Origin of the sequence: Mammaliicoccus sp. Dog046 (assembly GCF_034039665.1) — a bacterium.
GTDB lineage: Bacteria > Bacillota > Bacilli > Staphylococcales > Staphylococcaceae > Mammaliicoccus.
Genome location: NZ_CP120131.1, coordinates 284,874 through 307,685, shown reverse-complemented (window position 1 = coordinate 307,685; position 22,812 = coordinate 284,874). Strand labels below are relative to the sequence as shown.

23 protein-coding genes are annotated in these 22,812 nt (G+C 32.8%); 13 read left to right on the top strand and 10 right to left on the bottom strand.

Going from position 1 to position 22,812, the window contains the following annotated elements; translation table 11 throughout:
* The first annotated feature begins 4 nt into the window (after positions 1-4).
* Genes P3U32_RS01440 through P3U32_RS01430 form a run of 3 tightly spaced genes read left to right on the top strand, consistent with a single transcriptional unit; the run spans position 5 to position 2,303 of the window.
* Complete coding sequence (locus P3U32_RS01440; RefSeq protein WP_323703828.1) at positions 5-1,036, top strand: zinc-binding dehydrogenase; 1,032 nt, start codon at positions 5-7, stop codon at positions 1,034-1,036.
* Between the two features lie 39 nt (positions 1,037-1,075).
* Positions 1,076-1,234 (top strand): hypothetical protein, encoded by a 159-nt coding sequence (locus tag P3U32_RS01435; protein WP_323703827.1) that lies wholly within the window; start codon positions 1,076-1,078, stop codon positions 1,232-1,234.
* A 31-nt stretch (positions 1,235-1,265) separates the two neighbouring features.
* Positions 1,266-2,303, top strand: a complete 1,038-nt coding sequence (locus P3U32_RS01430; protein ID WP_323703826.1) for a galactitol-1-phosphate 5-dehydrogenase — start codon at positions 1,266-1,268, stop codon at positions 2,301-2,303.
* A 458-nt stretch (positions 2,304-2,761) separates the two neighbouring features.
* On the opposite strand, the gene P3U32_RS01425 is transcribed toward P3U32_RS01430, so the two are convergent.
* Positions 2,762-3,649, bottom strand: coding sequence for a nuclease-related domain-containing protein (locus P3U32_RS01425; protein WP_323703825.1), 888 nt, complete (start codon positions 3,647-3,649; stop codon positions 2,762-2,764).
* 134 nt (positions 3,650-3,783) lie between these two features.
* Positions 3,784-5,427, bottom strand: a complete 1,644-nt coding sequence (locus P3U32_RS01420; protein ID WP_323703824.1) for an alpha-keto acid decarboxylase family protein — start codon at positions 5,425-5,427, stop codon at positions 3,784-3,786.
* 209 nt (positions 5,428-5,636) lie between these two features.
* On the opposite strand from P3U32_RS01420, the gene P3U32_RS01415 reads away from it, so the two are divergent.
* On the top strand, positions 5,637-6,086 hold the full coding sequence (locus tag P3U32_RS01415) for a MarR family winged helix-turn-helix transcriptional regulator (RefSeq protein WP_323704824.1): 450 nt from the start codon (positions 5,637-5,639) through the stop codon (positions 6,084-6,086).
* Positions 6,087-6,576: 490 nt separating this feature from the next.
* On the opposite strand, the gene yidC is transcribed toward P3U32_RS01415, so the two are convergent.
* Together yidC and P3U32_RS01405 are read right to left on the bottom strand one after the other, a co-directional pair.
* Positions 6,577-7,341 (bottom strand): membrane protein insertase YidC, encoded by a 765-nt coding sequence (gene yidC, locus P3U32_RS01410; protein ID WP_323703823.1) that lies wholly within the window; start codon positions 7,339-7,341, stop codon positions 6,577-6,579.
* A gap of 31 nt (positions 7,342-7,372) precedes the next feature.
* Positions 7,373-7,642 (bottom strand): hypothetical protein, encoded by a 270-nt coding sequence (locus tag P3U32_RS01405; RefSeq protein WP_323703822.1) that lies wholly within the window; start codon positions 7,640-7,642, stop codon positions 7,373-7,375.
* 313 nt (positions 7,643-7,955) lie between these two features.
* On the opposite strand from P3U32_RS01405, the gene P3U32_RS01400 reads away from it, so the two are divergent.
* The 5 genes from P3U32_RS01400 to P3U32_RS01380 all read left to right on the top strand — a co-directional run bounded on the left by P3U32_RS01400 (position 7,956) and on the right by P3U32_RS01380 (position 12,377).
* Positions 7,956-9,209 carry an NAD(P)H-dependent oxidoreductase gene (locus P3U32_RS01400; protein ID WP_323703821.1) on the top strand — a complete coding sequence of 418 codons (1,254 nt, stop codon included), beginning with the start codon at positions 7,956-7,958 and terminating at the stop codon, positions 9,207-9,209.
* Positions 9,210-9,522: 313 nt separating this feature from the next.
* Positions 9,523-10,038 carry a PTS glucitol/sorbitol transporter subunit IIC gene (locus P3U32_RS01395; RefSeq protein WP_323703820.1) on the top strand — a complete coding sequence of 172 codons (516 nt, stop codon included), beginning with the start codon at positions 9,523-9,525 and terminating at the stop codon, positions 10,036-10,038.
* Between the two features lie 27 nt (positions 10,039-10,065).
* Positions 10,066-11,070, top strand: coding sequence for a PTS glucitol/sorbitol transporter subunit IIB (locus P3U32_RS01390; protein ID WP_323703819.1), 1,005 nt, complete (start codon positions 10,066-10,068; stop codon positions 11,068-11,070).
* 12 nt (positions 11,071-11,082) lie between these two features.
* Positions 11,083-11,433 (top strand): PTS glucitol/sorbitol transporter subunit IIA, encoded by a 351-nt coding sequence (locus tag P3U32_RS01385; RefSeq protein WP_323703818.1) that lies wholly within the window; start codon positions 11,083-11,085, stop codon positions 11,431-11,433.
* A gap of 8 nt (positions 11,434-11,441) precedes the next feature.
* Entirely contained in the window at positions 11,442-12,377 is a 936-nt protein-coding gene (locus P3U32_RS01380; protein ID WP_323703817.1) for a sugar-binding transcriptional regulator, read from the top strand.
* Between the two features lie 174 nt (positions 12,378-12,551).
* Here the strand turns inward: P3U32_RS01380 and P3U32_RS01375 are convergent, their stop codons facing one another.
* Entirely contained in the window at positions 12,552-13,898 is a 1,347-nt protein-coding gene (locus P3U32_RS01375; RefSeq protein WP_323703816.1) for an amino acid permease, read from the bottom strand.
* Positions 13,899-14,156: 258 nt separating this feature from the next.
* On the opposite strand from P3U32_RS01375, the gene add reads away from it, so the two are divergent.
* Positions 14,157-15,131: an adenosine deaminase gene (gene add / locus P3U32_RS01370; protein ID WP_323703815.1), complete on the top strand. Its 975-nt coding sequence runs from the start codon at positions 14,157-14,159 to the stop codon at positions 15,129-15,131.
* A 52-nt stretch (positions 15,132-15,183) separates the two neighbouring features.
* Here the strand turns inward: add and P3U32_RS01365 are convergent, their stop codons facing one another.
* Positions 15,184-15,558 carry a hypothetical protein gene (locus P3U32_RS01365; RefSeq protein ID WP_323703814.1) on the bottom strand — a complete coding sequence of 125 codons (375 nt, stop codon included), beginning with the start codon at positions 15,556-15,558 and terminating at the stop codon, positions 15,184-15,186.
* Between the two features lie 29 nt (positions 15,559-15,587).
* Positions 15,588-16,205 (bottom strand): NDxxF motif lipoprotein, encoded by a 618-nt coding sequence (locus tag P3U32_RS01360; RefSeq protein ID WP_323703813.1) that lies wholly within the window; start codon positions 16,203-16,205, stop codon positions 15,588-15,590.
* Positions 16,206-16,380: 175 nt separating this feature from the next.
* Between P3U32_RS01360 and bioB the strand changes: the two genes are divergently transcribed.
* On the top strand, positions 16,381-17,343 hold the full coding sequence (bioB, locus tag P3U32_RS01355) for a biotin synthase BioB (protein WP_323703812.1): 963 nt from the start codon (positions 16,381-16,383) through the stop codon (positions 17,341-17,343).
* 149 nt (positions 17,344-17,492) lie between these two features.
* A complete protein-coding gene (locus P3U32_RS01350; RefSeq protein WP_323703811.1) occupies positions 17,493-18,854 on the top strand; it encodes a CitMHS family transporter in 1,362 nt (453 codons plus the stop codon).
* A gap of 196 nt (positions 18,855-19,050) precedes the next feature.
* Here the strand turns inward: P3U32_RS01350 and P3U32_RS01345 are convergent, their stop codons facing one another.
* From P3U32_RS01345 to P3U32_RS01335, 3 genes are all read right to left on the bottom strand, one after another.
* Complete coding sequence (locus tag P3U32_RS01345) at positions 19,051-19,986, bottom strand: mechanosensitive ion channel (protein ID WP_323703810.1); 936 nt, start codon at positions 19,984-19,986, stop codon at positions 19,051-19,053.
* Positions 19,987-20,135: 149 nt separating this feature from the next.
* Positions 20,136-20,609 (bottom strand): GNAT family N-acetyltransferase, encoded by a 474-nt coding sequence (locus P3U32_RS01340; protein WP_323703809.1) that lies wholly within the window; start codon positions 20,607-20,609, stop codon positions 20,136-20,138.
* Positions 20,610-20,624: 15 nt separating this feature from the next.
* On the bottom strand, positions 20,625-21,338 hold the full coding sequence (locus P3U32_RS01335) for a GntR family transcriptional regulator (RefSeq protein WP_323703808.1): 714 nt from the start codon (positions 21,336-21,338) through the stop codon (positions 20,625-20,627).
* 136 nt (positions 21,339-21,474) lie between these two features.
* On the opposite strand from P3U32_RS01335, the gene P3U32_RS01330 reads away from it, so the two are divergent.
* Entirely contained in the window at positions 21,475-22,800 is a 1,326-nt protein-coding gene (locus P3U32_RS01330) for a family 4 glycosyl hydrolase (protein ID WP_323703807.1), read from the top strand.
* The last annotated feature ends 12 nt before the right edge of the window (positions 22,801-22,812 follow it).

Below are 22,812 nucleotides of genomic sequence, written 5' to 3'. Positions count from 1 at the left end.
TTTCATGAAAGCTTTAGTAAAAACAGAGCCAGGATTCGGTCATTTAGACATATTAGACAAAGATATTCCTGAACCAGATAAGAACGAAGTAAAAATAAAAGTTCATTATGCAGGCATTTGTGGAACAGATGTCCATACGTACGAAGGGCATTATAAGGTCAACTATCCCGTCACACTTGGTCATGAATTTTCCGGTGAGATTGTTGCTATTGGTGAAGGTGTTGAAGACTTCCAGATTGGTGATCGCGTAACTTCTGAAACGACTTATTACATTTGTGGTGAATGCGAATATTGTCAAACTGAGGATTATAATTTATGTAATCATCGTAAAGGGCTAGGTACTCAACAAAATGGTGGATTCACGCAATATCTCGTTGCTCGTGCAGCGAGTGTCCACCACTTACCTGATAATGTTTCATATAAAGCCGCTTCAATGACTGAACCACTCGCATGTGCCTATCATGCCGTATCAAAAATCGAAATCAAACAAGATGATATCGTTGTTGTGATGGGTCCAGGTCCAATCGGTTTACTCGTTGCCCAAGTCGTTAAAAGTAAAGGCGGCAAAGTCGTCATTACTGGATTAGATAACGATATCGCTAGACTTAACAAAGCTGAAGAACTTAATTTAGATCACGTTGTGAATATTCAACATAACGATTTAAAAGCATATGTAAACGACATTACAAATGGTTACGGTGCAGATGTTGTATTAGAATGTTCAGGCGCAGTACCGGCAGCACAACAAGGACTCGATTTATTACGAAAAAAAGGATTATACGTTCAAGTCGGCATCTTTAAAGAGCCTAAAATATCATTTGATTTGGAAAAAATCGTCCAAAAAGAAATTCGTGTTGTTGGCAGTAGAAGTCAGAAACCAGCTGATTGGGAGCCATCATTACAACTTATCAGTAGTGGTCATGTAAATACTGAAGCACTCATTACAGCTGAACTTGATATTACAGAATGGGATGAAGGATACAATCATATTAAAAGTGGCGAAGGCATTAAAGTCTTACTCCGCCCTATCGAATAAAACACTTATCTTTTCAAAGATAAAAAGGAGATGTCAATTATGGTAGAACATATGTTGGATTTTATGCTTGGACCAATGAGAGGAATCACTCAGTTTTATATGGACAATTTATTAGCTTGTAATAGCGCTGTATTCTTAAGTTATTTTGGATCAAAATTATTCAAGAAGAAAAAAGTCACTTCGGAACAAACATCTTAGTAAGTCTTAAATAAAAGGAGGCTGTACACATTTGAAAGCCTTAAACTTGTACGGTGTAGAAGATTTACGTTTTGAAGAAACAACCAATCCAGAATTGGCGTCACCCGATGATGTCATTATAAAGGTAAAAGCAACTGGCATATGCGGTTCAGATACGTCTCGATATAAGAAGTTAGGTCCTTATAAAGAAGGAATGACTTTTGGACATGAATTTTCAGGTGTAGTTGAACAAATTGGTCAAGCTGTAACTGATTTGAATGTCGGCGATAAAGTAACTGGTTGCCCTGCTGTCGTTTGTCATCACTGCCAATATTGTGAAAAAGGTGAATACTCTAGATGTGAAAACTTATATGTAATAGGCTCATACGTACCAGGTTGTTTTGCAGAGTATGTGAAACTACCTGCAACAAATGTTTTGAAACTCCCTGATAACGTCGATTTAGATACTGCTGCAATGGTTGAACCATCTGCTGTCGTTGCCCACGGGTTCTATCGTACACATATGAAACCAGGTGCGACCGTTGCTATTATGGGATGTGGCAGCATAGGACTCCTCGCTATTCAATGGGCAAAAATATTTGGCGCTGCTAAGATTATCGCTATAGATATTGATCATCATAAACTAGATGTCGCTACACAATTAGGCGCTGATTATACGATTCATTCTATTGAAAACAATTTAGAAGAAGCCATTTCTGACATACCTGATAACATCGATGTCGCTGTTGAATCAGCAGGTTCACCTTTTACAATTGGAGAAGTGCTTACATTACCTACTAAAGGTGGAGAAGTCTTATTGTTAGGCATTCCATATGCGGATATCGAAATTCATCGTTTACATTTTGAAAAAATATTAAGAAACGAGCTCAACGTTATCGGATCTTGGAATGGTTTATCTGCACCTTTCCCAGGAGAAGAATGGGCTGCTACGTTACATTATATGTCTACTGGAGAAATCAATGTAGAACCGATCATTTCAGACAGACTTTCTTTAGAAGCAGGTCCAGAAACATTTGATAATCTCGTTAATAAGAAAAAACACTATGATAAAGTTATTTTTCATCCGTGATGATTAAAGTTTAGGACACAATAACGTGTCCTATTTTTTGTCGTTGGATGAAGCGGGAGTTGGTGGTAGTGGTGTTTGGTGCTCCAATGTTACTTGTCGGGCCCCACTTGCAATGTTCAACGCTCCAATGTTGCTTGTCAGCCCTCACTTGCAATGTTCGAGCGTTCAATGTTGCATGTCGGCACTCACTTGCAATGTTCGAGCGTTCAATGTTGCATGTCGGCACTCACTTGCAATGTTCGAGCGTTCAACGTTGCTTGTCGGCACTCACTTGCAATGTTCGAGCGTCCAATGTTGCTTGTCGGCACTCACTTGCAATGTTCGAGCGTCCAATGTTGCATGGCGTGCTTCACTTGCAATGTTCGAGCGTCCAATGTTGCTTGTCGGGCCTCACTTGCAATGTTCGAGCGTCCAATGTTGCATGTCGAGCCTCACTTGCAATGTTCGAGCGTTCATTCCTACTTTCCCTTACTAATTGTGAAATACTTTTTAGGATTCTTATTCGTACTATTAAAATATTTTTCACACACTCTTCTAATAGTATGTTTATTCTCAACATCACACCATTCCTGTGCTTCTGATAAAGTAAAAGATTCTCCCAAACATATATATAGTTCTAACAAGTTGAATAAGTATATATTTTGTCGTACATCCTTAAAATCACACTTCCTGCATGTCAGGTTTTTCTTACAATCCTCGTTTACAATTGTATTCATACTCTTACATTTTGGGCATTTTAAACCTGGTATCAAACATGACATTGGTACTCTATTATTATTTTTATAAATATGTGAAAAATCTTTATATTCCCTTTGAAACAGTCGCAAGATTCTTAGATTTTCTTGTGTATTTTGATTTTTGAACATGTATTGAAATTTATGTAATTCAGTTGGTAATAAAATATTAAATTGACTAGGTATCGAACCTTTTAATGTGAATTTGGGGTTTGTAAAAATAAGATAAGATTGTACTGGTTTATTAATTTTAAAGTGGGATATTAAGAAGTTTAATTCATGATTGGCACGTCGCAATTGCTGAAAAGGTGTATAAAACATATTTCCAAATTCATTCATAAGCTGGCCATCTTTTATCGTATAATCTCCAGAATAATGTTTGATTTCAAAATGAAGCAAAGCATCATCTGTCACAATTAAAAAATCAATTTGAACACGATTTTTGTGATTGATTTGATAGTTATACAAATAATGAAGATCAGGATATTCATCTAAAATACATTTAATAAAAATCTCACCTTCCAGACCTTTAATATAGTTCCTCATTTCTTCATCAAGTTTACTCTGAATAATTCTGTTTTTTATTGCAAATAAATATTTTTGATTGGTCATAGTTGTACCTCCTAATTTATTTACAATTATTATAGTGAATGCTTGAGAAAAGTTAAACTAAAATTTTATAGTTTTTTGACCATCCTTACACAAAAATCCCCTAAGCCATATATTATGGTTTAGGGGATTTGACATTAACTATTTTGTTTAGAGAATGCTTTTCCGATTGCGTCGAGTTTCTCTGGTGCGTCTGCAATACCCATTTTCACTTCTATGAAATGCATTTGATTCGGTTCTTTATTGATTTTCATAAATACTTCATTTAAATCTTCTGATGTTTCTACGTCATGAATGGCGACTTTATCTTTGCCACCAAAGACAGCTGGTAATAGTTTATAATCCCACATTTGTATATCGTTATATGGTTGGTGTTCACCGTGTATTTTTCTTTCTACCGTATAACCATCATTATTAATTACAAAGATGATTGGCTTAAGGTCTTCTCTTATCATTGTTGAAATATCTTGTGCTGTTAATTGTAATGATCCATCTCCAATCAACAAAATATTTCTTCTATATTCATCAGACATTTGTGTACCAATAGTCGCTGGTAATGTATAGCCTATTGATCCCCATAATGGTTGTCCTATGAACGTATTATCTTTATGCAAATTCAAATCGTATGCACCAAAGAATGATGTGCCTTGTTCAGCTAAAATAATATCGTCTAAACCGATAAAGTCTTGCATCATTTTAAAATATGTTTCTTGTGTTAACGGTAGTTGATCAATTTTATATGCTTCTTTTTCAGGGCGAATATTTTCTGGGAAATGATTTTCATTTTTATATTGAATATTAAGTAATCCATTCATCAAATTAGGTAATGTGAATTCTGACGATACCGTATCATTTAATTTAAAATCATGGTGATTTATCATGACTACATCATCAATATCAAATCCATAAGAATATCCTGCTGTTGCTGAGTCTGTTAGTTTAGCACCTATATTGAGTATGGCATCACTATTATCAACGTAATGTTTAATATTTTCTTCTGCGATACTTCCATCATAAATGCCCATGTAATATGGACTTTCTTCATTAAACGCACCTTTACCTAACGATAATTGAGCTACAGGAATTTGTGATTGCTTAACAAATCTTTCTAATTCTGCGTGCAATTTGAAACTATTAATTTCATGGCCTGTAATAATGACTGGTTGTTGTGCAGTTTGTAATTTTTGTTCAATCATTTCGATGTATGATGATACATCTTGTTTCGGCGGTTCAGATAGTTTAAACGATTCTACAACTTCAATTTCTGCTTGTGCAACATCTATTGGTAAATGAATATGCACAGGTCTTTTTTCAGTTAACGCTGCATTAATTAATCTTGGAATTTCCATTTGCGCGTTCTCTATTGTGATATAACCTTGTGCAGTAGTGATTTCTTTAAACATTGTTCTATAACTATCAAATTTACCCTCACCTAAAGAGTGATGTACATATTTTCCCGCTTCTTCTACTACTGTCGTAGGTGCACCGGTAATAGCTATAACTGGTACACGTTCAGCGTAAGAACCTGCAATCCCATTGACTGCGCTCAATTCTCCTACGCCAAATGTTGTCACCATAGCACTTATACCATTCAATCTTGCATATCCATCAGCAGCATAACTCGCATTTAATTCATTCGTATTACCGACCCAATCCATATCATCTCGGCTGACGATATCATCTAAAAATGCTAAATTAAAATCACCTGGAACACCAAAGACTTTCTTAACACCTACACTACTTAAAGCATCCATTAAATATTCCCCAACACGTTTCTTCATAACCGATTCCTCTTTTCTATTTAAAAATTATATTTAGGTCAACGACATTGACCTATTACCTTAAAAAAATAAACACATCAATTAAATATCAAATGTATTCTTATATCTTTAATAATTAGTATATGCCTATACACATTTTAAGTCAACTTTGTTGACCTATAAATGAATTTTTCTTTTCTATCCTTTATAATAGTTGAAAAGGAGTCGACATAATGAATAATAAAAATAATTACGATCACATGCTTTTTTACTTTGCATATAAAACATTTATAAATACAGCGGATGACATCATAAAAAACCATGGCATGAGTAGACAACATCACAGATTTCTATTTTTTATAGATCAAATGCCTGGCATCACAATGAAAGATTTATTAGATACATTAGAAATTTCAAAACAAGCCTCACATGCATCACTTAAAAAATTAAAAGAAAAAGGTCTAATCAGATATGTAGATTCAGACAATGATAGAAGAGTTAAACATTTATACCCTACTCCAGAAGGTAGCGAACTCGTGGATACATTAAACCAAGCACAAAACGAATTACTACAACAAACATTTGAAGAATCCGGTAATGATTGGCACGAAGTCATGGAACACCTCGCTAGTAAAAAAAGTGGATTTAAAAATGTAAAATCAATAAAACCAAATGAATAAACAAAAAAGACGCTCAATCGTGAGCGTCTTTTACTTTGTACAACCGGATATTGCTTGTCAGACCCCACTTGCAATATTCGAGGGATCAATGTTGCTTGTCGACCCTCACTTGCAATGTTCATGGCTCCAATGTTGCTTGTCAGTGCTCACTTGCAATGTTCAAGGCTCCAATGTTGCTTGTCGACCCTCACTTGCAATGTTCAGGGCTCCAATGTTGCTTGTCAGTCCTCACTTGCAATGTTTAAGGCTCCAATGTTGCTTGTCAGCCCTCACTTGCAATGTTCAAGGCTCCAATGTTGCTTGTCGAGCCCCACTTGCAATGTTCAAGCGCTCAATGTTGCTTGTCGAGCCCCACTTGCAATGTTCAGGGCTCCAATGTTGCTTGTCGACCTCCACTTGCAATATTCGAGGGCTCAATGTTGCTTGTCAGCCTCCACTTGCAATGTTCAGTATAAAAAAGACGCTCAAATAGTGAGCGTCTTTTTTATATTTAATGGCTAACTTCAGGCTTTAATTCTTCTTCATGATAATTAAAGTATTTGTTAGATATATATTGTTGAATAATAAGAACAATCGCGCTTGCACTCCAATATAATGGCAATGCTGCCGGCATGTTTATACTCGCAATTAAAATCATAATCGGACTTAAATACATGAAGTATTTCATTTGTCCGTTTGCATCATCTGGCATATATTTTGTTGATAAATATGCTTGTAGTAAATATAAAGCCCCTGCAATTAATGCCATCCAAATATCTGGTGTACCTAAATTAAACCAAGCAAAGCTATGACTCGCAAATGCATCATTGTGTGAGATCGCAAAATATAACGCCATCAATATCGGCATTTGAATAAGCATCGGTAAACAACCCATATTCAATGGATTCACATCATGCTCTTTATATAAAGCCATCATTTCTTGGCTATATTGCGTTTTTTCTTGATCATCTTTAGCAGCCTTCATCTTCTTATTAATCTCATCAATCTCAGGCTTCAATTGTTTCATCTTAAATTGCATCTTCTTCTGTCCCTTAAACGACTTCAACATAAACGGCATAACAATCAAACGTACACAAAGTGTGACAATGATGATACCAATACCGTAGCTATCGTTAAAGAATGAAGCAAAGAATTTAATTAAATAAACAAATGGCTCTACCAAAGTTGAATGGAACATGCCACCTTCTTTTGGTGCACACCCTCCTAAAAGTACTGAAATTGCTAAAAATGCTAATACTGTATATAATTTTTTCAAAATTTCTCCTCCAATATATTAATAAATATGATTAATATATTGGCAACGCGTCTTCTTCATCGACGGTCATGGATAAGCAACGTATTCTCCACCTAAGTATAGGTACAATCCATACAAATATGTATTGATCATCTACCTCAGTTGAAGACCTCACAATCCAATTCTTATGGAGTTTGATACTTGCTTGCATTTGCAAGTAAACAAACAAGAGCGTCAGCAGCAATGGTACAAAATAATACAAACCAAATGCGACATATTGAATTAACACATCTTCACCCAATAACCCAATCAACCATTCCACGACGACCTCACTCCTTTCAAATTGAACTTATACATCAATTTTACATGCCATAAGGATAATATACAAATGATATTGTTAATTCTTCCAATTCATTTTAGACTCCTTCTCATCTTAAAAAACACTCCTCATTCCCTACAAACCTCATTTTAAATTAAAAATCATAGAGTAATATAACACTCGTTATAATCACATTTAATTCAAAAACTTTTGTTTATTTTTTAATTTTTTAATAATTCACAATTGACAGAAAGCGCTTTCTCAATTATTATTTACATAAGTTCTAGAACAGAACATTTGGAAAGGGGAATTGTATATGTCACTTTATTCAGATTTATTAATCAAAGAAGAACAAGCAGATTTTATTCGCGTTGGGGTTATTGGAGCAGGTCAAATGGGAAGAGGATTGATTAGTCAAATTTCTCAAATTCCAGGAATGGTTGTCGGTGGTGTTTGTGATATTGATGAATCAAATATTGAGTTTGCAATTCAAGGTTATAAAAAATTCAATAAACATGATCATGACATTAAAACTTCTACAAAATTTGAAGATGTAATTAATGGTGATTATATCGACGTGGTTGTAGATGCTACTGGTGTTCCTGAAATCGGCGCACAAATAATGGAACTAACACTTGAAGCAAGTAAGCATTTAGTACTATTAAATGTTGAAGTTGATATTACCGTAGGATCAATTATGAAGAAAAAATTTGAAGATAAAGGACTTGTTTATACAGGCTCTGCAGGCGATGAACCAGCTGTACTTGTAGAGTTATACGAGTTTGCGAAGTCTATGGGATTAGAAGTTGTTGTTGCCGGAAAAGGAAAAAACAACAAATTACAGCCTTATTCAAATCCAGATACTTGCCTAGAAGAAGCAAAGTCTAAAAATATGAATCCAAAAATGTTAGCTGCCTTTCAAGATGGAACAAAAACAATGGCCGAAATGAATCTATTGAGTAATGCTATTGGTTATCACGTTGATATCGATGGTATGCACGGAGTTCAAGCTAACTTAGATGATGTACATGAAAAATTAAATTTAAAATCTAATGGTGGTGTATTAAATAATTTACATGTTGTTGAATATGTAGATGGTTTAGCTCCTGGTGTGTTTGTCATAGTCAGATCCGACAATGCTATCGTAGATGAAGAATTAAGATATTTATTAAAAGTTGATGAAAGTCATAATCATCATTACACCTTGTATAGACCTTACCATCTTGCAAGTTTAGAGACACCACACACAATAGCTAAAGCAGTTATGTATAATGATTATTCAATTAAACCTATATCTGGACCTGTATCAGAAACTGTAGCTAGAGCAAAACGCGATATTAAAAATGGCGAAGCAATTGATGGTATCGGTGGTTACACTGTTAGAGGTGAAATTACAAGTCATCAAAACATGAAAGACATAAATGCCTTCCCTATTGGTGTTATTACAAATGGTACAAAAGCAACTAAAGATATTAAAAAAGATGAAATTTTAACTCTTGATAATACTGACTTGAATAAAGAATCTGTAATTTATAAATTACGACAAGAACAAGATCGAGTATTTCAATGAGCCTTGTTGTAAACATTCTTATTCTTGTTATGGTACTGCAGCTGATTTTAGGGATTATTCAAGTCAGATCAATAAATAAAAAGATAAAAGAAATTAAGTCTCAATACTCTAAAGCATATAAAATTAATATTTCTGTAGAAAAACGATTCAAAATTTTTAAAGTTATTATTATTTCAGTATGGAACGAACAATCTTTAGTAAGTATTTATACTATCCAAAGTTATTTATATAAATTAAAAGTCCGAAAAAATGAGAATGTGAAAAATAAAAAGATACATAAAAATATAAACATGTATCTAAGGGGTGAACAGTCATGAACATAATAGAATGGTTCGGAAAACATTTTATTGGCTTATTTGAAGAAGGCGGCAAGCAGTTTACTGAATTATTTACGAGCATTGTACCAACACTTGTCGTTCTATTAACTTTTACGTATGCAATGATTAAGTTTATTGGTGAAGAAAGAGTCACGAAAGCGATCAAAGTAACTTCTAAATATACGATAACTAGATATACAATTATGCCAATGTTATCCGTGCTACTTTTAACAAATCCAATGGCCTATACATTCGGGAAGTTTGTTGATGAAAAGAAAAAGCCAGCATTCTTTGATTCCTTAGTAACATTTCTACATCCTGTTACTGCCCTATTTCCATATGCAAATGCTGGTGAACTTTTCGTTTATTTAGGTATTGCTAATGGTATACAAAAAGCGGGTTTAGCTACTTCAGAATTAGCAGTTAGATATTTTTTAATCGCAATAGTCATTATGTTAATACGAGGTATTATTACTGAAAAAATAACTGCTTATCTATACAAGAAAATGTAAACGCTTTATAATGAGGGGTGAATTAATATGTATAAGCGCGTTAAAGTAAATAAAGGTAATGGTGGATGGGGCAAAGGTTTCACTATAGCTCCAACAGAAGAAAAAGATGTGATTTTATCGGTTACTGGTGGAGGTATTCATCCAGTTGCACAAAAAATTGCTGAATTAACTGGAGCAGAAGCAGTTGATGGATTTAAAAATACAATTAAGGATACAAGAATAGCAGCAGCTATCATAGATTGTGGTGGTACAGCTAGAATTGGTGTTTATCCTATGAAGGGAATACTAACTGTTGATTTACTCCCTACTTCTCCTAGTGGACCATTAGCCAAACATATAAATGAAGATAACTTTGTTTCTGGTGTTAAAGTATCTAATATTCAATTAGAAGATGTTACACTAGAAAATAATAATAATGATGAACAAACCAGTATAATCAAAGATAACAATGAAGCAGATACGGATGATACAACAACTTCACAAAAAGAACAAACTAAAGATAGCAAACCATCATTTTTAATTCGTTTTTCTAAAGGTATTGGAAACGTAACAGGTACATTTTATCAAGCTGGTAGAGATTCAATCGATATGTTAATAAAAAATATATTACCATTTATGGCTTTTATTAGTATGCTAATTGGTATAATAAACTATACAGGTGTAGGTCAATGGTTAGCTAAATTAATGACTCCATTAGCTGGATCATTAGTCGGACTTTTAATATTAGTTATCATTTGTACTATACCAATACTCTCCCCTATTTTGGGACCTGGAGCAGTTATTTCACAAGTAATTGGGGTATTAATCGGAACGCAAATTGGAGCTGGAAATGTTCCTCCAGAATTTGCCCTTCCTGCACTATTTGCAATTACAGGTCAAGTTGGTGCTGATTTTATTCCAGTTGGTTTATCATTAGGTGAAGCTGAAGAAAAAACGGTTGAAGTCGGTGTACCAGCTGTACTCTATAGTAGAATGATAACAGGCGTACTAGCAGTCATAATTGCATACTTTGCTAGTTTCGGCTTATATTAAGGAGAGAAAAATATGTATAAAACAATTATAAAAGAGTTTGGCGATTTAGCTCCAGCATTTAAAGAAGACAATTTATTTGTGTTGTTTGGTACGTCCGCTCCAGGAGAGTTGAAAGATATATCATATATTCACGAAACTAATGAAATCAGTGATGACTTTAATTTAAGTAATGTGTCTATTCTTAAGATCAATGACATTGAATTTAAAGTTGATAAAATTGGTTCTGAAGCACATAATAATTTAATGACTCTAGGTCATATATCTGTTTATTTGAATAATAACGATATACTTCCAGGAGCAATAGCAATAAGTGGTCATGAATTACCTGATTTAAAAATAGGAGATACTTTAAGATTTGAGTAGGGATAAAAATGTCAATTTTAGATGATACTAGAGTGATGATAAAGATTTGCAAATTATATTATCACCAAGAATTAAACCAAAATAGAATAGCAGAAATCATGGGTGTAAGTAGACCTACAGTTTCTAAATACCTGACCCTTGCAAAACAAAAAGGTATTGTTGAGATTAAAATAAATGAAAATGATTTATTAGAATTAGAATCTCAACTTGAAGAAAAATATAATTTAGAAGAAGTAGTTTGTATTAAAGATACTAAACAATTAAAAGCTAAATTAGGTACTGCAGGTAGTAACTATTTAATCCGTAAATTAAGCGATGATGATATTGTAGCGGTTTCGGCAGGAACGACAATGGATCAAGTTGTAAAGAATACAATTTGCAATAATAAATATCCAAACGTATTATTTGTGCCATTAGTTGGCGGTATGGGAAATGCATCAATGGATATACATGCTAATCATATTGCTGATAGTTTTAGCAAATGTTTTGGCGCTAATAATATGCTGCTTCACGCACCAGTTGTTGTGGATGATATTGAATCTAAACACTTTATGATGAATCAAAAGTTTGTTAGTAAAGTTACTGAAAAAATGAAGCAAGCAACGATTGCTTTAGTAGGTATAGGTGCAAATCCTGAACAGTCGACAATTGTTGCTTCTTATCGTGATGAACTTAGCTTTAATGATATTAAAGACAAAGCTATTGGCGATATTATGTATACCTTTATAAATGAATCGGGAGAAACCATTAATTGTGAGTGGAATAATCGTATCATTTCATTAGACATGGAAGAATACAAAAGAATCCCATTAAAAATAGGTATTGCTGGTGGTAATAACAAAGTCAAAGCTATTAAAGCAGCATTAAATAATAAACTTATCGATGTACTTGTTACAGATGAACATACAGGTAAAGCCTTATTAGAAATCAATACAGACAAATAAAAGCAGGACACATTCCATAATGTGCCCTGCTTTTACTATGTTTTTAGACTCCCTCTTGTCTACAGTCAGACAACCCGAAGACTTCCCTAGACACCTCTAAACCTTCCCTCCACTACGCATACAACAAAAAACAGCCGCCAAAGGGAATCCCTTTGGCGGCTGTTCTATTCTATACTATGGCTTCTTAATAAATGCGTATATACTAATGCTTAAGATAAACACAATACCTATTATTACAGATATTCTCGTTTCCTCATTAAATATCATGCCTACTACTACTAAGAATAACATCAATATTGTGATGTAATTACTAATTGGTGCGAATGGCATTTTAAATGGATGATTGGTCGTATCTTCTTTTTTTCTAAAGTTAATATGACTCAGTAATATAGCAAACCATGGTACCATACCTGGTAACACACCTGCACTAAATACATATACAAAGATATTAGTATCTTTACCTAATATCATCGGTAATACGATATCTAATATGATACCGAAGAAAATACCTATTGATACCGCAATAACTGCAATATGTGGTACACCGTTTTTATTCGTTTTATAGAAAATTTGTGAAATTTGTTTTTGTTTTGCTAATGTATATAACAATCTACTTGTACTAAATATACCTGAGTTACATCCAGACATTGCTGCTGTAATAACTACAAAGTTTATAATCGTTGCTGCTGCTGTTATACCAACTTTTGCAAATGTTGCTACGAACGGTGAACCGATTTGGTCTACTTGATCCCATGGATAAACCGTTACAATAACAAAGATTGAACCGATATAAAAGATAAGTATTCTCCATACAACACCGTTAATTGCTTTTACTATGTTTTTCTGCGGATCTTTCGTTTCACCTGCTGTAATACCAATTAATTCTATACCTATGTAAGAACCGAACACGATGGATAGTGCAAAGAAGAAGCCACTCAAGCCACCTGTGAAGAATCCACCATTTGACCATAGATTACTTACTCCAATTGGATTGAAGTTATTTCCAATACCGAAGAAGATAAGTCCGAAACCTGCAATAATCATTAAAATGATTGTTACTACTTTCACTGCTGCAAACCAAAATTCAAATTCTCCAAACCATTTAACAGATACTAAGTTCGCAGCTAATAATATAACGACAACTGCTAATCCAGGTATCCAAGATGGCAAGTCTGGCCACCAATATTTAAAGTAAGATCCAACTGCAATCACTTCACTCATTCCGACAATAATCCAGTTAAATGTACTACTTCCTGCTGTTACGAATGAGAATGATGGATGTATATAATCGTTAGCGAATTTAGCAAATGATCCAGTATCTGGATACATATATACCATTTCACCTAATGCTCTCATAATAAGGAATACAAAGACACCTGCAATAGCATATGCTAGAAGAACAGATGGTCCTGTCCATTTAATTGTACTTGAAGCCCCCATAAATAAACCAACGCCAATCGTGCCTCCAATTGCAATCATCTGCATTTGTCTTGATGTTAATTCTCTTTTTAAATTATTCATTTTAGCCCCTTCTAACAATTAAATTAAAGTTCAAATTTTCAATTAATAATTTTTTAAATATTTTATAAATATATCACTCTTAATAGTCATCTTCCAATAGTTCTTGATTAAATTTTTTAAATATTTTCTTAAAATGCTCACAATTTCTCCACATTTATGCTAAATACTACACGTTGAATATAATTTTGGTTATAATAAATCATTATGTTTATAATTAGACAAATGTATTAACAAAAATAGGAAGGATGATAATCATTGATGAATATACATAACATTAGTAAAACAGAACTACACTGCCACCTAGACGGTTCAGTAAGTATCGCACTTATCAAACAGCTTGCTAAAGAACAAGACATAAATATTAACATCAGTGATATACAAGTTGATCAATCCTGTAACAGCTTAGATGAATATTTAACTTCTTTTGATACTATTTTAAAAGTACTTCAAACAAAAGATAGTTTAAAAAGAGCAGTCATTGACGTTGCTGAACAAGCGCATCAAGATAATATTAAATACATAGAAATTCGATTTGCACCTTTATTCCATACAGATTTAGGATTAACTGTAAACGAAATTTGCGATGCAGTGAATGCTGGCGCTGAGCAAGCAGAAACATTATTCCCTATTAAAGTAAATATACTCGTATGTGGCATGAGACTCCATCCAAATGAAACAAATATCAAATTATTCACTGACATTAATGACTATAAACAGGACGATAGCCATATTGTTGGGTTTGATTTTGCAGGACCTGAAGAAGCCTTTCCTACAAAAGCCATTCAAGAAGCGATTGAATTTACTTCAACAACACAAAGTCATTTAACACTACATGCCGGTGAATGTGGTTGTGTTCATAATATAATCGAAGGGATTCAACTAGGCGCAAAACGAATCGGCCATGGTGTTGCTGCTGTAAATGATGATGAAGCTTTATCATTTATTAAAACCCACAATACACTGTTAGAAATTTGCCCTACGAGTAACCTACAAACAAAAGCGATTCAATCTGTAGAAGAAATTAATATTAGAACACTTATTGAACAAGGCATTCCTTTCAATATCAATACAGATAATAGAACCGTTTCAAGTACGAATTTAAATAAAGAATATGAACTATTGCATGAACATAACTTAATGACATTAGAAGAAATAAAAGATATCAACATTAAAGCCGTCGACCACGCATTTATCTCTTCAATCGAAAAAGAAAACTTAAAAACACAATACTAAAAAAACCTAAGACATTTTCCATATGAAAATGTCTTAGATTTTTTATGTCTTGTTACTTAAATTCTTTTTTTAGAAAATACTTTTTTTCTATCATATTATTGATAATTCCTAAACCAGTTGAACCAATTATAATAAATAAACTCCAATAGCTAGGACCATCCCAATCAACATTAATAAAATATATAATCATTAAACTGAAAACTAAAAAAAACACTGATATTTTATAAATCATAAAGTGCTTTAAACACTTTGCTTGTTCTATACCTCTTAAATATTCCAAGAACAATGTAACTATAACAATCAATGGAACTATATAATAAACAAATTCGTCTAATTCAACACTCCAAAATAAACCGATAACTAATAACACAATCAAAAATCCACAAATAACATTAATCAGCTCTCTATGCTTAACTAATTTATTCATGACAATTTACCTACTTTCACTATTTGATGTTATTTTTTAAAGGCATTTGTTTTAACCTTAATTTGCTTAAGGAATTTTTCTATTTTTGCTTGTTCTCTTCCATTTACTTTACTTGTATCAACATGTAAATCTTTAATTTCTTTTGTAGGAATTTTCCCCTTTTCTGATTGGCCTTGAATCTTTTGTACTTTATCATCCATGTCGCCAATCGTTTTATTATAAGTTGTAAAGTATGTACTTAATCGTTTTGTTTCTTTTTTGTATCCTTTTGGCAATTGATTATTTTCTATGTATTGTGAGAAGTTTTGATCATTCTCTCTTAATAATTTGCGACTTTCTTTTAATTGCTTTGCTTCTTTCTGAGTTAAAGGTTTCTCATCCCATACTTTCTCTTCAATATTTGATGTCACTTTATATATACTTTCATTTGTATCTAAGTATCTTTGGATACTTTTATGTATTTCTGACTTTGTTAAAGATTCATTTTTTAGATCAGATTCAAAAACAATACTTGGTAAAATTTCTTTCGTTTCATCATATGTTTGTTTATTTCCATTCATCGAGTTAGATACTTCCTGCTTCATACCACACCCTGACAGTATTGTAACTAAGCATCCTGATAGTATAAATGTTGATAGTTTCCTCATTTGCTCGGCACTCCTTTTATACATTTAAAAACTTTCCATATACATTATAACACTAAATTATTTTGGGTTGTACCATTTTTTGGAACATTTTTATATTGTTAACTTATTTTTAAATTAGGTTTACAATAAGTACAATTATTAGTATTCTATTAATAATTCCAAAGGGGGCAACATCATGCGTATTGCTAAAAAAATTATTAACGGTCAGAATTTATCTTTTAATGAAGCTTTAAATATATATCGAGATCATTCTATCGATACACTAACGCTTGTCAACGAAGCTTATAAAGTACGTCATCATTATTATGGTAAGAAAGTGAAGTTAAACATGATTTTAAACGCTAAAAGTGGCATTTGCCCAGAAAACTGTGGTTATTGCGGACAATCTAGAGACGTTAAAATCAAAGATCAACGCTATGCACTGATTTCAGAAGAACAAATTATCGATGGCGCGAAAGTAGCTTCAGATAATCAAATTGGTACTTACTGCATCGTTATGAGTGGTCGTGGTCCAAGTGATAAAGAAGTTTCTCACATTACACGCTCTGTTGTAGAAATCAAACGCCACCATCCTCAATTAAAGATTTGTGCCTGTCTCGGTTTAACGAATGAAAAACAAGCAGAATCACTTAAACAATGTGGTGTTGATCGTTACAACCACAATATTAATACAAGCGCTAATTATCACGATGAAGTTGTAACAACACATAGTTTTGATGATCGCGTAAATACACTTAATATAATGAAGGAAAAGAACATCTCCCCTTGCTCCGGTGTGATATGTGGTATGGGAGAATCGGATGAAGATATCATTGATATGGCATTTACACTTAATGAAATAGACGCTGACAGTATTCCAATTAATTTCTTACATCCTATAAAAGGAACAAAATTTGGTAGTATGGATGACTTAACACCAATGAAATGTTTAAGAATTTTATGTATGTTTCGATTCATTAACCCTACTAAAGAAATCCGTATAGCTGGTGGTCGCGAAGTTAATTTGAAGAGTCTTCAATCAATGTCACTTATGGTTGCCAATTCGATTTTTGTAGGTGATTATTTAATAACAGGTGGTCAACCTAATCAATTAGATTATGCAATGATAGAAGATTTAGGATTTGAAATTGATAGTTAAAATATTCAGTTTATTTTAGATTTTCTATATTATTGTTTAAATTCAAATGATATAATAAACAAAAGCTTTCTATTACACTTTGATGTGTTTTAGAAAGCTTTTTAATTTAAGAATTAATGTAAGCACTTACATTAAAAGGGGGATGAAGGATGGAAGAACCAAACACTTTACTAACGATTGTAGGACTAGTCATCATCGTTTCAATCGTCGCAATGCTTATTATGAAAAAGATTAGTCCTATTGTAGGAATGATATTGATTCCTGTAATTGGCGCACTTGCGATTGGACACGGATTTGGGGATATTCGAAAATATGTCGAGTCGGGTATTGATCAAGTATTTAACGTTGCAATCATGTTTATATTTGCGATTATTTACTTCGGCATTATCTCGGACAGTGGCTTATTTAGACCATTTGTAAGAAGCATGATTAAATTAACTAGAGGTAATATCATTATTGTTGCTATTGTAACAACCATTATAGGTACATTTGCCCAATTAGATGGTGCAGGTGCAACCACTTTCCTATTAGCGATTCCTGCTTTACTTCCATTATACCGGGCATTAAAAATGAGCCCATATCTACTAGTATTATTACTTGCATTAAGCGCAGCAATTATCAACATGGTTCCTTGGGGTGGCCCAATGGCAAGAACCGCTTCAGTACTAAAAGTCGAAAATATCAACGATCTTTGGTATCAAGTTATTCCAATTCAATTGGTTGGTATTGTATGCGCCATACTTTTTTCAATATATTTAGGGTTTAGAGAGAAAAAGCGTATAGCGAAAGCTTTTCCAGATCAAGATTTTGTTAAAGTTGATATGAAAGAAATCATTGCTAACTATGAAAAAGATCAAGAAGAAAATGCGGCTATCAAAGGAGAAGCAACAAAACATACGTACATATTGTGGTTGAATTTATTACTTACTGCAATCATTGTAACAATGATGCTTCTGGATATCGTACCACCTGAATTTGCATTCATGCTTGGTGTTGCAATTGCATTACCATTGAACTTTAGAGATGTAGATGAACAAATGGAACGTATACGTGCACATGCACCCAATGCTTTAATGATGGCAGCTGTTATTATTGCAGCTGGTGTATTCCTTGGAATATTAAATGAAACCGGCATGTTAGAATCTATCGCTTTATCACTTATTACAGTATTACCTACCGTTGTCGGTCCGTATTTACACATCATCATTGGAGTATTAGGTGTACCTTTAGATTTATTAACAAGTACAGATGCCTATTACTTTGCAATTCTACCAATAGTAGAATCTACTGCAAGTCAATTCGGTGTACCATCTCAATCAACAGCATTTGCATTAATGATTGGTAACGTTATAGGTACATTCGTTAGTCCATTCGCACCAGCCGTTTGGTTAGCAGTCGGACTAGCAGAAATAAATATGGGGAAATACATTAAATATGCATTCTTCTGGGTTTGGGGATTCTCAATTCTCATGCTAGTTATTGCAATACTTATGGGTGTTGTAACAATTTAATATGTAATATGCACAAGCGAGACAGAATTTACATTGTCTCGCTTGTTTTTTGAATTTATATTTTTGTGAATGAGTCTTCGTGCGATTGATACCTAATCGCACGATATCTCATTCGCACCGATCCCTTTCACTTCTATAATAAATAAAAGAACTTCATTAGACAGTTGTCTAATGAAGTTCTTTCCTAATTCGATAATTATTTATCTGAATCAGCTTTACGCTCTATTTTTGATAATGTTTTTTCAGCAAATGATTTACCACCGATACCAAATGAAATTGCAAATGCTACTGCAACTGCACCTAGGATAAGTAAGAATGCTACATTAACAATACTTTGAGCAAAGTTTAATTGATCTAATGTCATAAATACTGACACGATAATCACTAAATATTTTACAATTTCAGAAACAAATCCGTTACCAGTTGATTTCTTGATTAATTTAGATAATAAATTACCACCAATGAAACCAATTAGTAAAATGATTGCTGCTGAGATTACAAGTGGTAAGTAACCAATAATTGCTTCACCAATTGTATTTAATACTTGTAAATTCACTGTGTTCAACGCTTCTACTACAAAGAATAATCCAATAATTGTTGTGATTATCCAACCTGCAGCTGAAGGGATGTCGACACTTTCTTTATTATCACCAAAATTAACATAGTGATTGTATTTACTTACATTTAAATTAGTTAATAGATTTTTAACTAATGTTCCAAGCACTTTCGCAATGAATAGACCAATAACTAATATTACTACTGCAACAATAATTTTTGGTAAGAAGTCTAATACACTATTCATCATATTCTTAATTGGAGCTGAAACTGATGGCATTTTTAATGCATCAAATACTGACGGCAAGAATAGTAGGAAGATTAGGAAATAAGCAAGTTTACCAAATGTTTGAATTAAACCTTCAGAACCTGACTTACCACTTTCTGAGTCTGTAAGACCCTTCTTCGCTAACCATTTATCTAAACCAATTGCTTTTAACCCCTTAACAATGATTGTTTTAACGATTACTGCTATTAACCAAGCAACGATTAAAAGAATTATCGCACTGATTAAGTTTGGTATGAAACCAATGACACTATCTAAAGCACTTAAAAAAGAATCTGTTATATTACTCATAGTTCATTCCTCCTTTCTTGATAACTTACCCTAGTATAATTATAGTAATCATATTTTATTGATTTTTTTAAAGTTATTTTAATAAAGTGTTTTACATTCACAAAAAATGCATTTAATAATCTTTAAATTACACTAATCAAAATCTTAAATTATAATTTTTTAATCATCCGCGTTTCACGTAAAACATTTCCATAATCTGCAAACTCATATTCGCCATCTTTTCTATAGCCTAGCTTCTCATAGAACTTTACAGAAGGAATATTATCTTCAATTACCCATAAGGACAGTTGGTCATTTTCTAGTTTCAAACGACTTTCTACTTCCAACATTAATTGTGTGCCTATCCCCTTATTTTGAAACGCCTTTAATAAATATATCACCATAATTTCCCCACATTTTATATCATGGTCCTCTTTATACATTAAAAATCCGACAACTTGACCATCTACTTCAGCTACTATACAAGGCGCATTAAATATTTGATGTTTTTCTATATAAGATTCCAGCGTTAATTTAGATAAATAACTCTCAAGTATGATTCCTTTGTACGTTGTTAACCATGACTCATAATGAATTTTGGCAAGCGACTCAATATCTTCATCACGTTTATCTCTTATAATCAAAATACCTCTCTCCTTCTATCTAGATAGTTCTAATTTAAATTTATATTTTTTAGGATGATAAAGTACCTCTGAGTATTCAAATATTTCATCATTATTCAATATCGAATATGCTTTCAGTTCTAATAATGGTGTATTCGGTTCAATGTTAAACGTATCAATCGTTTCTTTATTTGGTAGTTTAGGTATAAACTCTTCTACTCTCTTTTTAATTGAATACCCCTTTTCCTTAAGATAACCATATTTCGATTTTGTCATGGCTTCAATAGATAAATCTGGGAATAATTCAAAAGGAATATATGCATTTTCTATGATCAAAGCTTCATCATATAATTTTCTTACTCGTTTAATGTTATATACTTTCTTATCTTCACTAATATTAAGAATTTCTTGAAGCTGCTCATCTGGTGATATAAGGCTAAATTCTGTAACTTCATTTTTTATAGAATTGTGAAATGGCTGCATCTCTTCAGTAAATCCTTGTAACTTAAATAAATTATGTTCAAATTTAGGAAACGCTACATAGGTTCCACTTCCTTTAATACTATATAAAATATCTTTCTCTATTAATTTCGAAATTGCTTTTCTAATCGTTACTCTACTTACGTTATATTTCTCAGCCAAAATCATTTCAGTTGGTATAACGTCTCCATGTTCAAGTCCTTCATTTTTTATAAAATCTTGAATATTTTTCATAATTTCTTGGTATAAAGGCATTTTATTTTCAGCCATAAAAACCCCTCACTTTCACATTTTATTCTATCACTACTAAATCAAAAAGCATACACATCTAAAATTTGTATTATATTTGTATTGAATTATAAGATACATATTGTATAATACAAGCAAAAAGGGAGGTTACAAAATAATGAAAAAGAGTAAATTAACAATAGTTGGTGGCGGAAGTACCTATACTTTAGGTATATTAATGAGCTTGATTGAAGAATCCAACGCTTTACCACTTAAGAAAATAACTTTGTATGATACAAATGAAGCACGTCAAGAAAAGGTTGGTAAAGCCGCATCAATATTATTAAAAGAGCATTATCCTTCATTAGAAGAATTTGAATATACTACTAATAAATCCATTGCTTTTAAAGATGCAGATATCATATTCGTTCAAATAAGAACGGGTGGTTTACAAATGAGAGAATTAGATGAACAAATTCCATTGAAACACGGTTTAGTTGGACAAGAAACATGTGGGGCTGGCGGGATGTCTTATGGATTGCGATCAATACCCGATATGATACAACTTGTTAAAGACATCCGTTCAGAAAATAGGAATGCTTGGATATTAAATTATACAAATCCCGCTGCAATTGTTGGACTCGCCTTAGATATGGTATTTCCAGATGATACTCGATTATTAAATATATGTGATATGCCAATAGCAATTATGAAAAGTTATGCAGATATTTTAGATGAGGATATTTGGAATTTAGAAGCAGATTATTTCGGATTAAATCATTTTGGTTGGTTTACAAAAATTCAAAACAAACAAGGTCATGATTATACAGATGAACTCAAACATTTTATAAAATATAACGACTTTAAACCTACTGATAAGTTAATTGCGAACGATGCTTCGTGGCAATCTACCTTTAAACAAGCTAAACAGATGATACAAGATTTTGATGAATATTTACCGAACACCTATCTACAGTATTACCTGTATCCTAATGATCTATCTCAAAAAGAATCAGTAAACAATACTCGAGCGAGACAAGTGATTAATGGTCGTGAAACTGACGTTTTTAATGATTGCGATAAGATCATCAATCAAAACAATACACACGACGTTGATATTTCTGGTGATATTCATGGCACATATATGATTCGAATCGCCGCTTCTCTTGTGCATCACCTAAACGAAAGATTTATTATACTAACAAGAAATGAAGGGATTATTCCTAATCTACCGAGCAATGCTCTTGTAGAAGTTCCTGCCCTACTTGGTATAAATGGTCCTCAGCCATTTATAGTTGGTGAGGTTTCTACTTTTTATAAGGGCTTATTAGAGAATCAATATGCTTATGAAAAATTAGTAGTAGAAGCTTATCTTGAAAATGACTATAACAAACTATTACAAGCGCTTGTTTTAAATAGAACAGTCATCGATACAAATAAAGCTAAGGATGTGTTAAGTGATTTAATCGATGCTAATAAGGACTATTGGCCAGATTTAACATAATTGGAGGGTAAA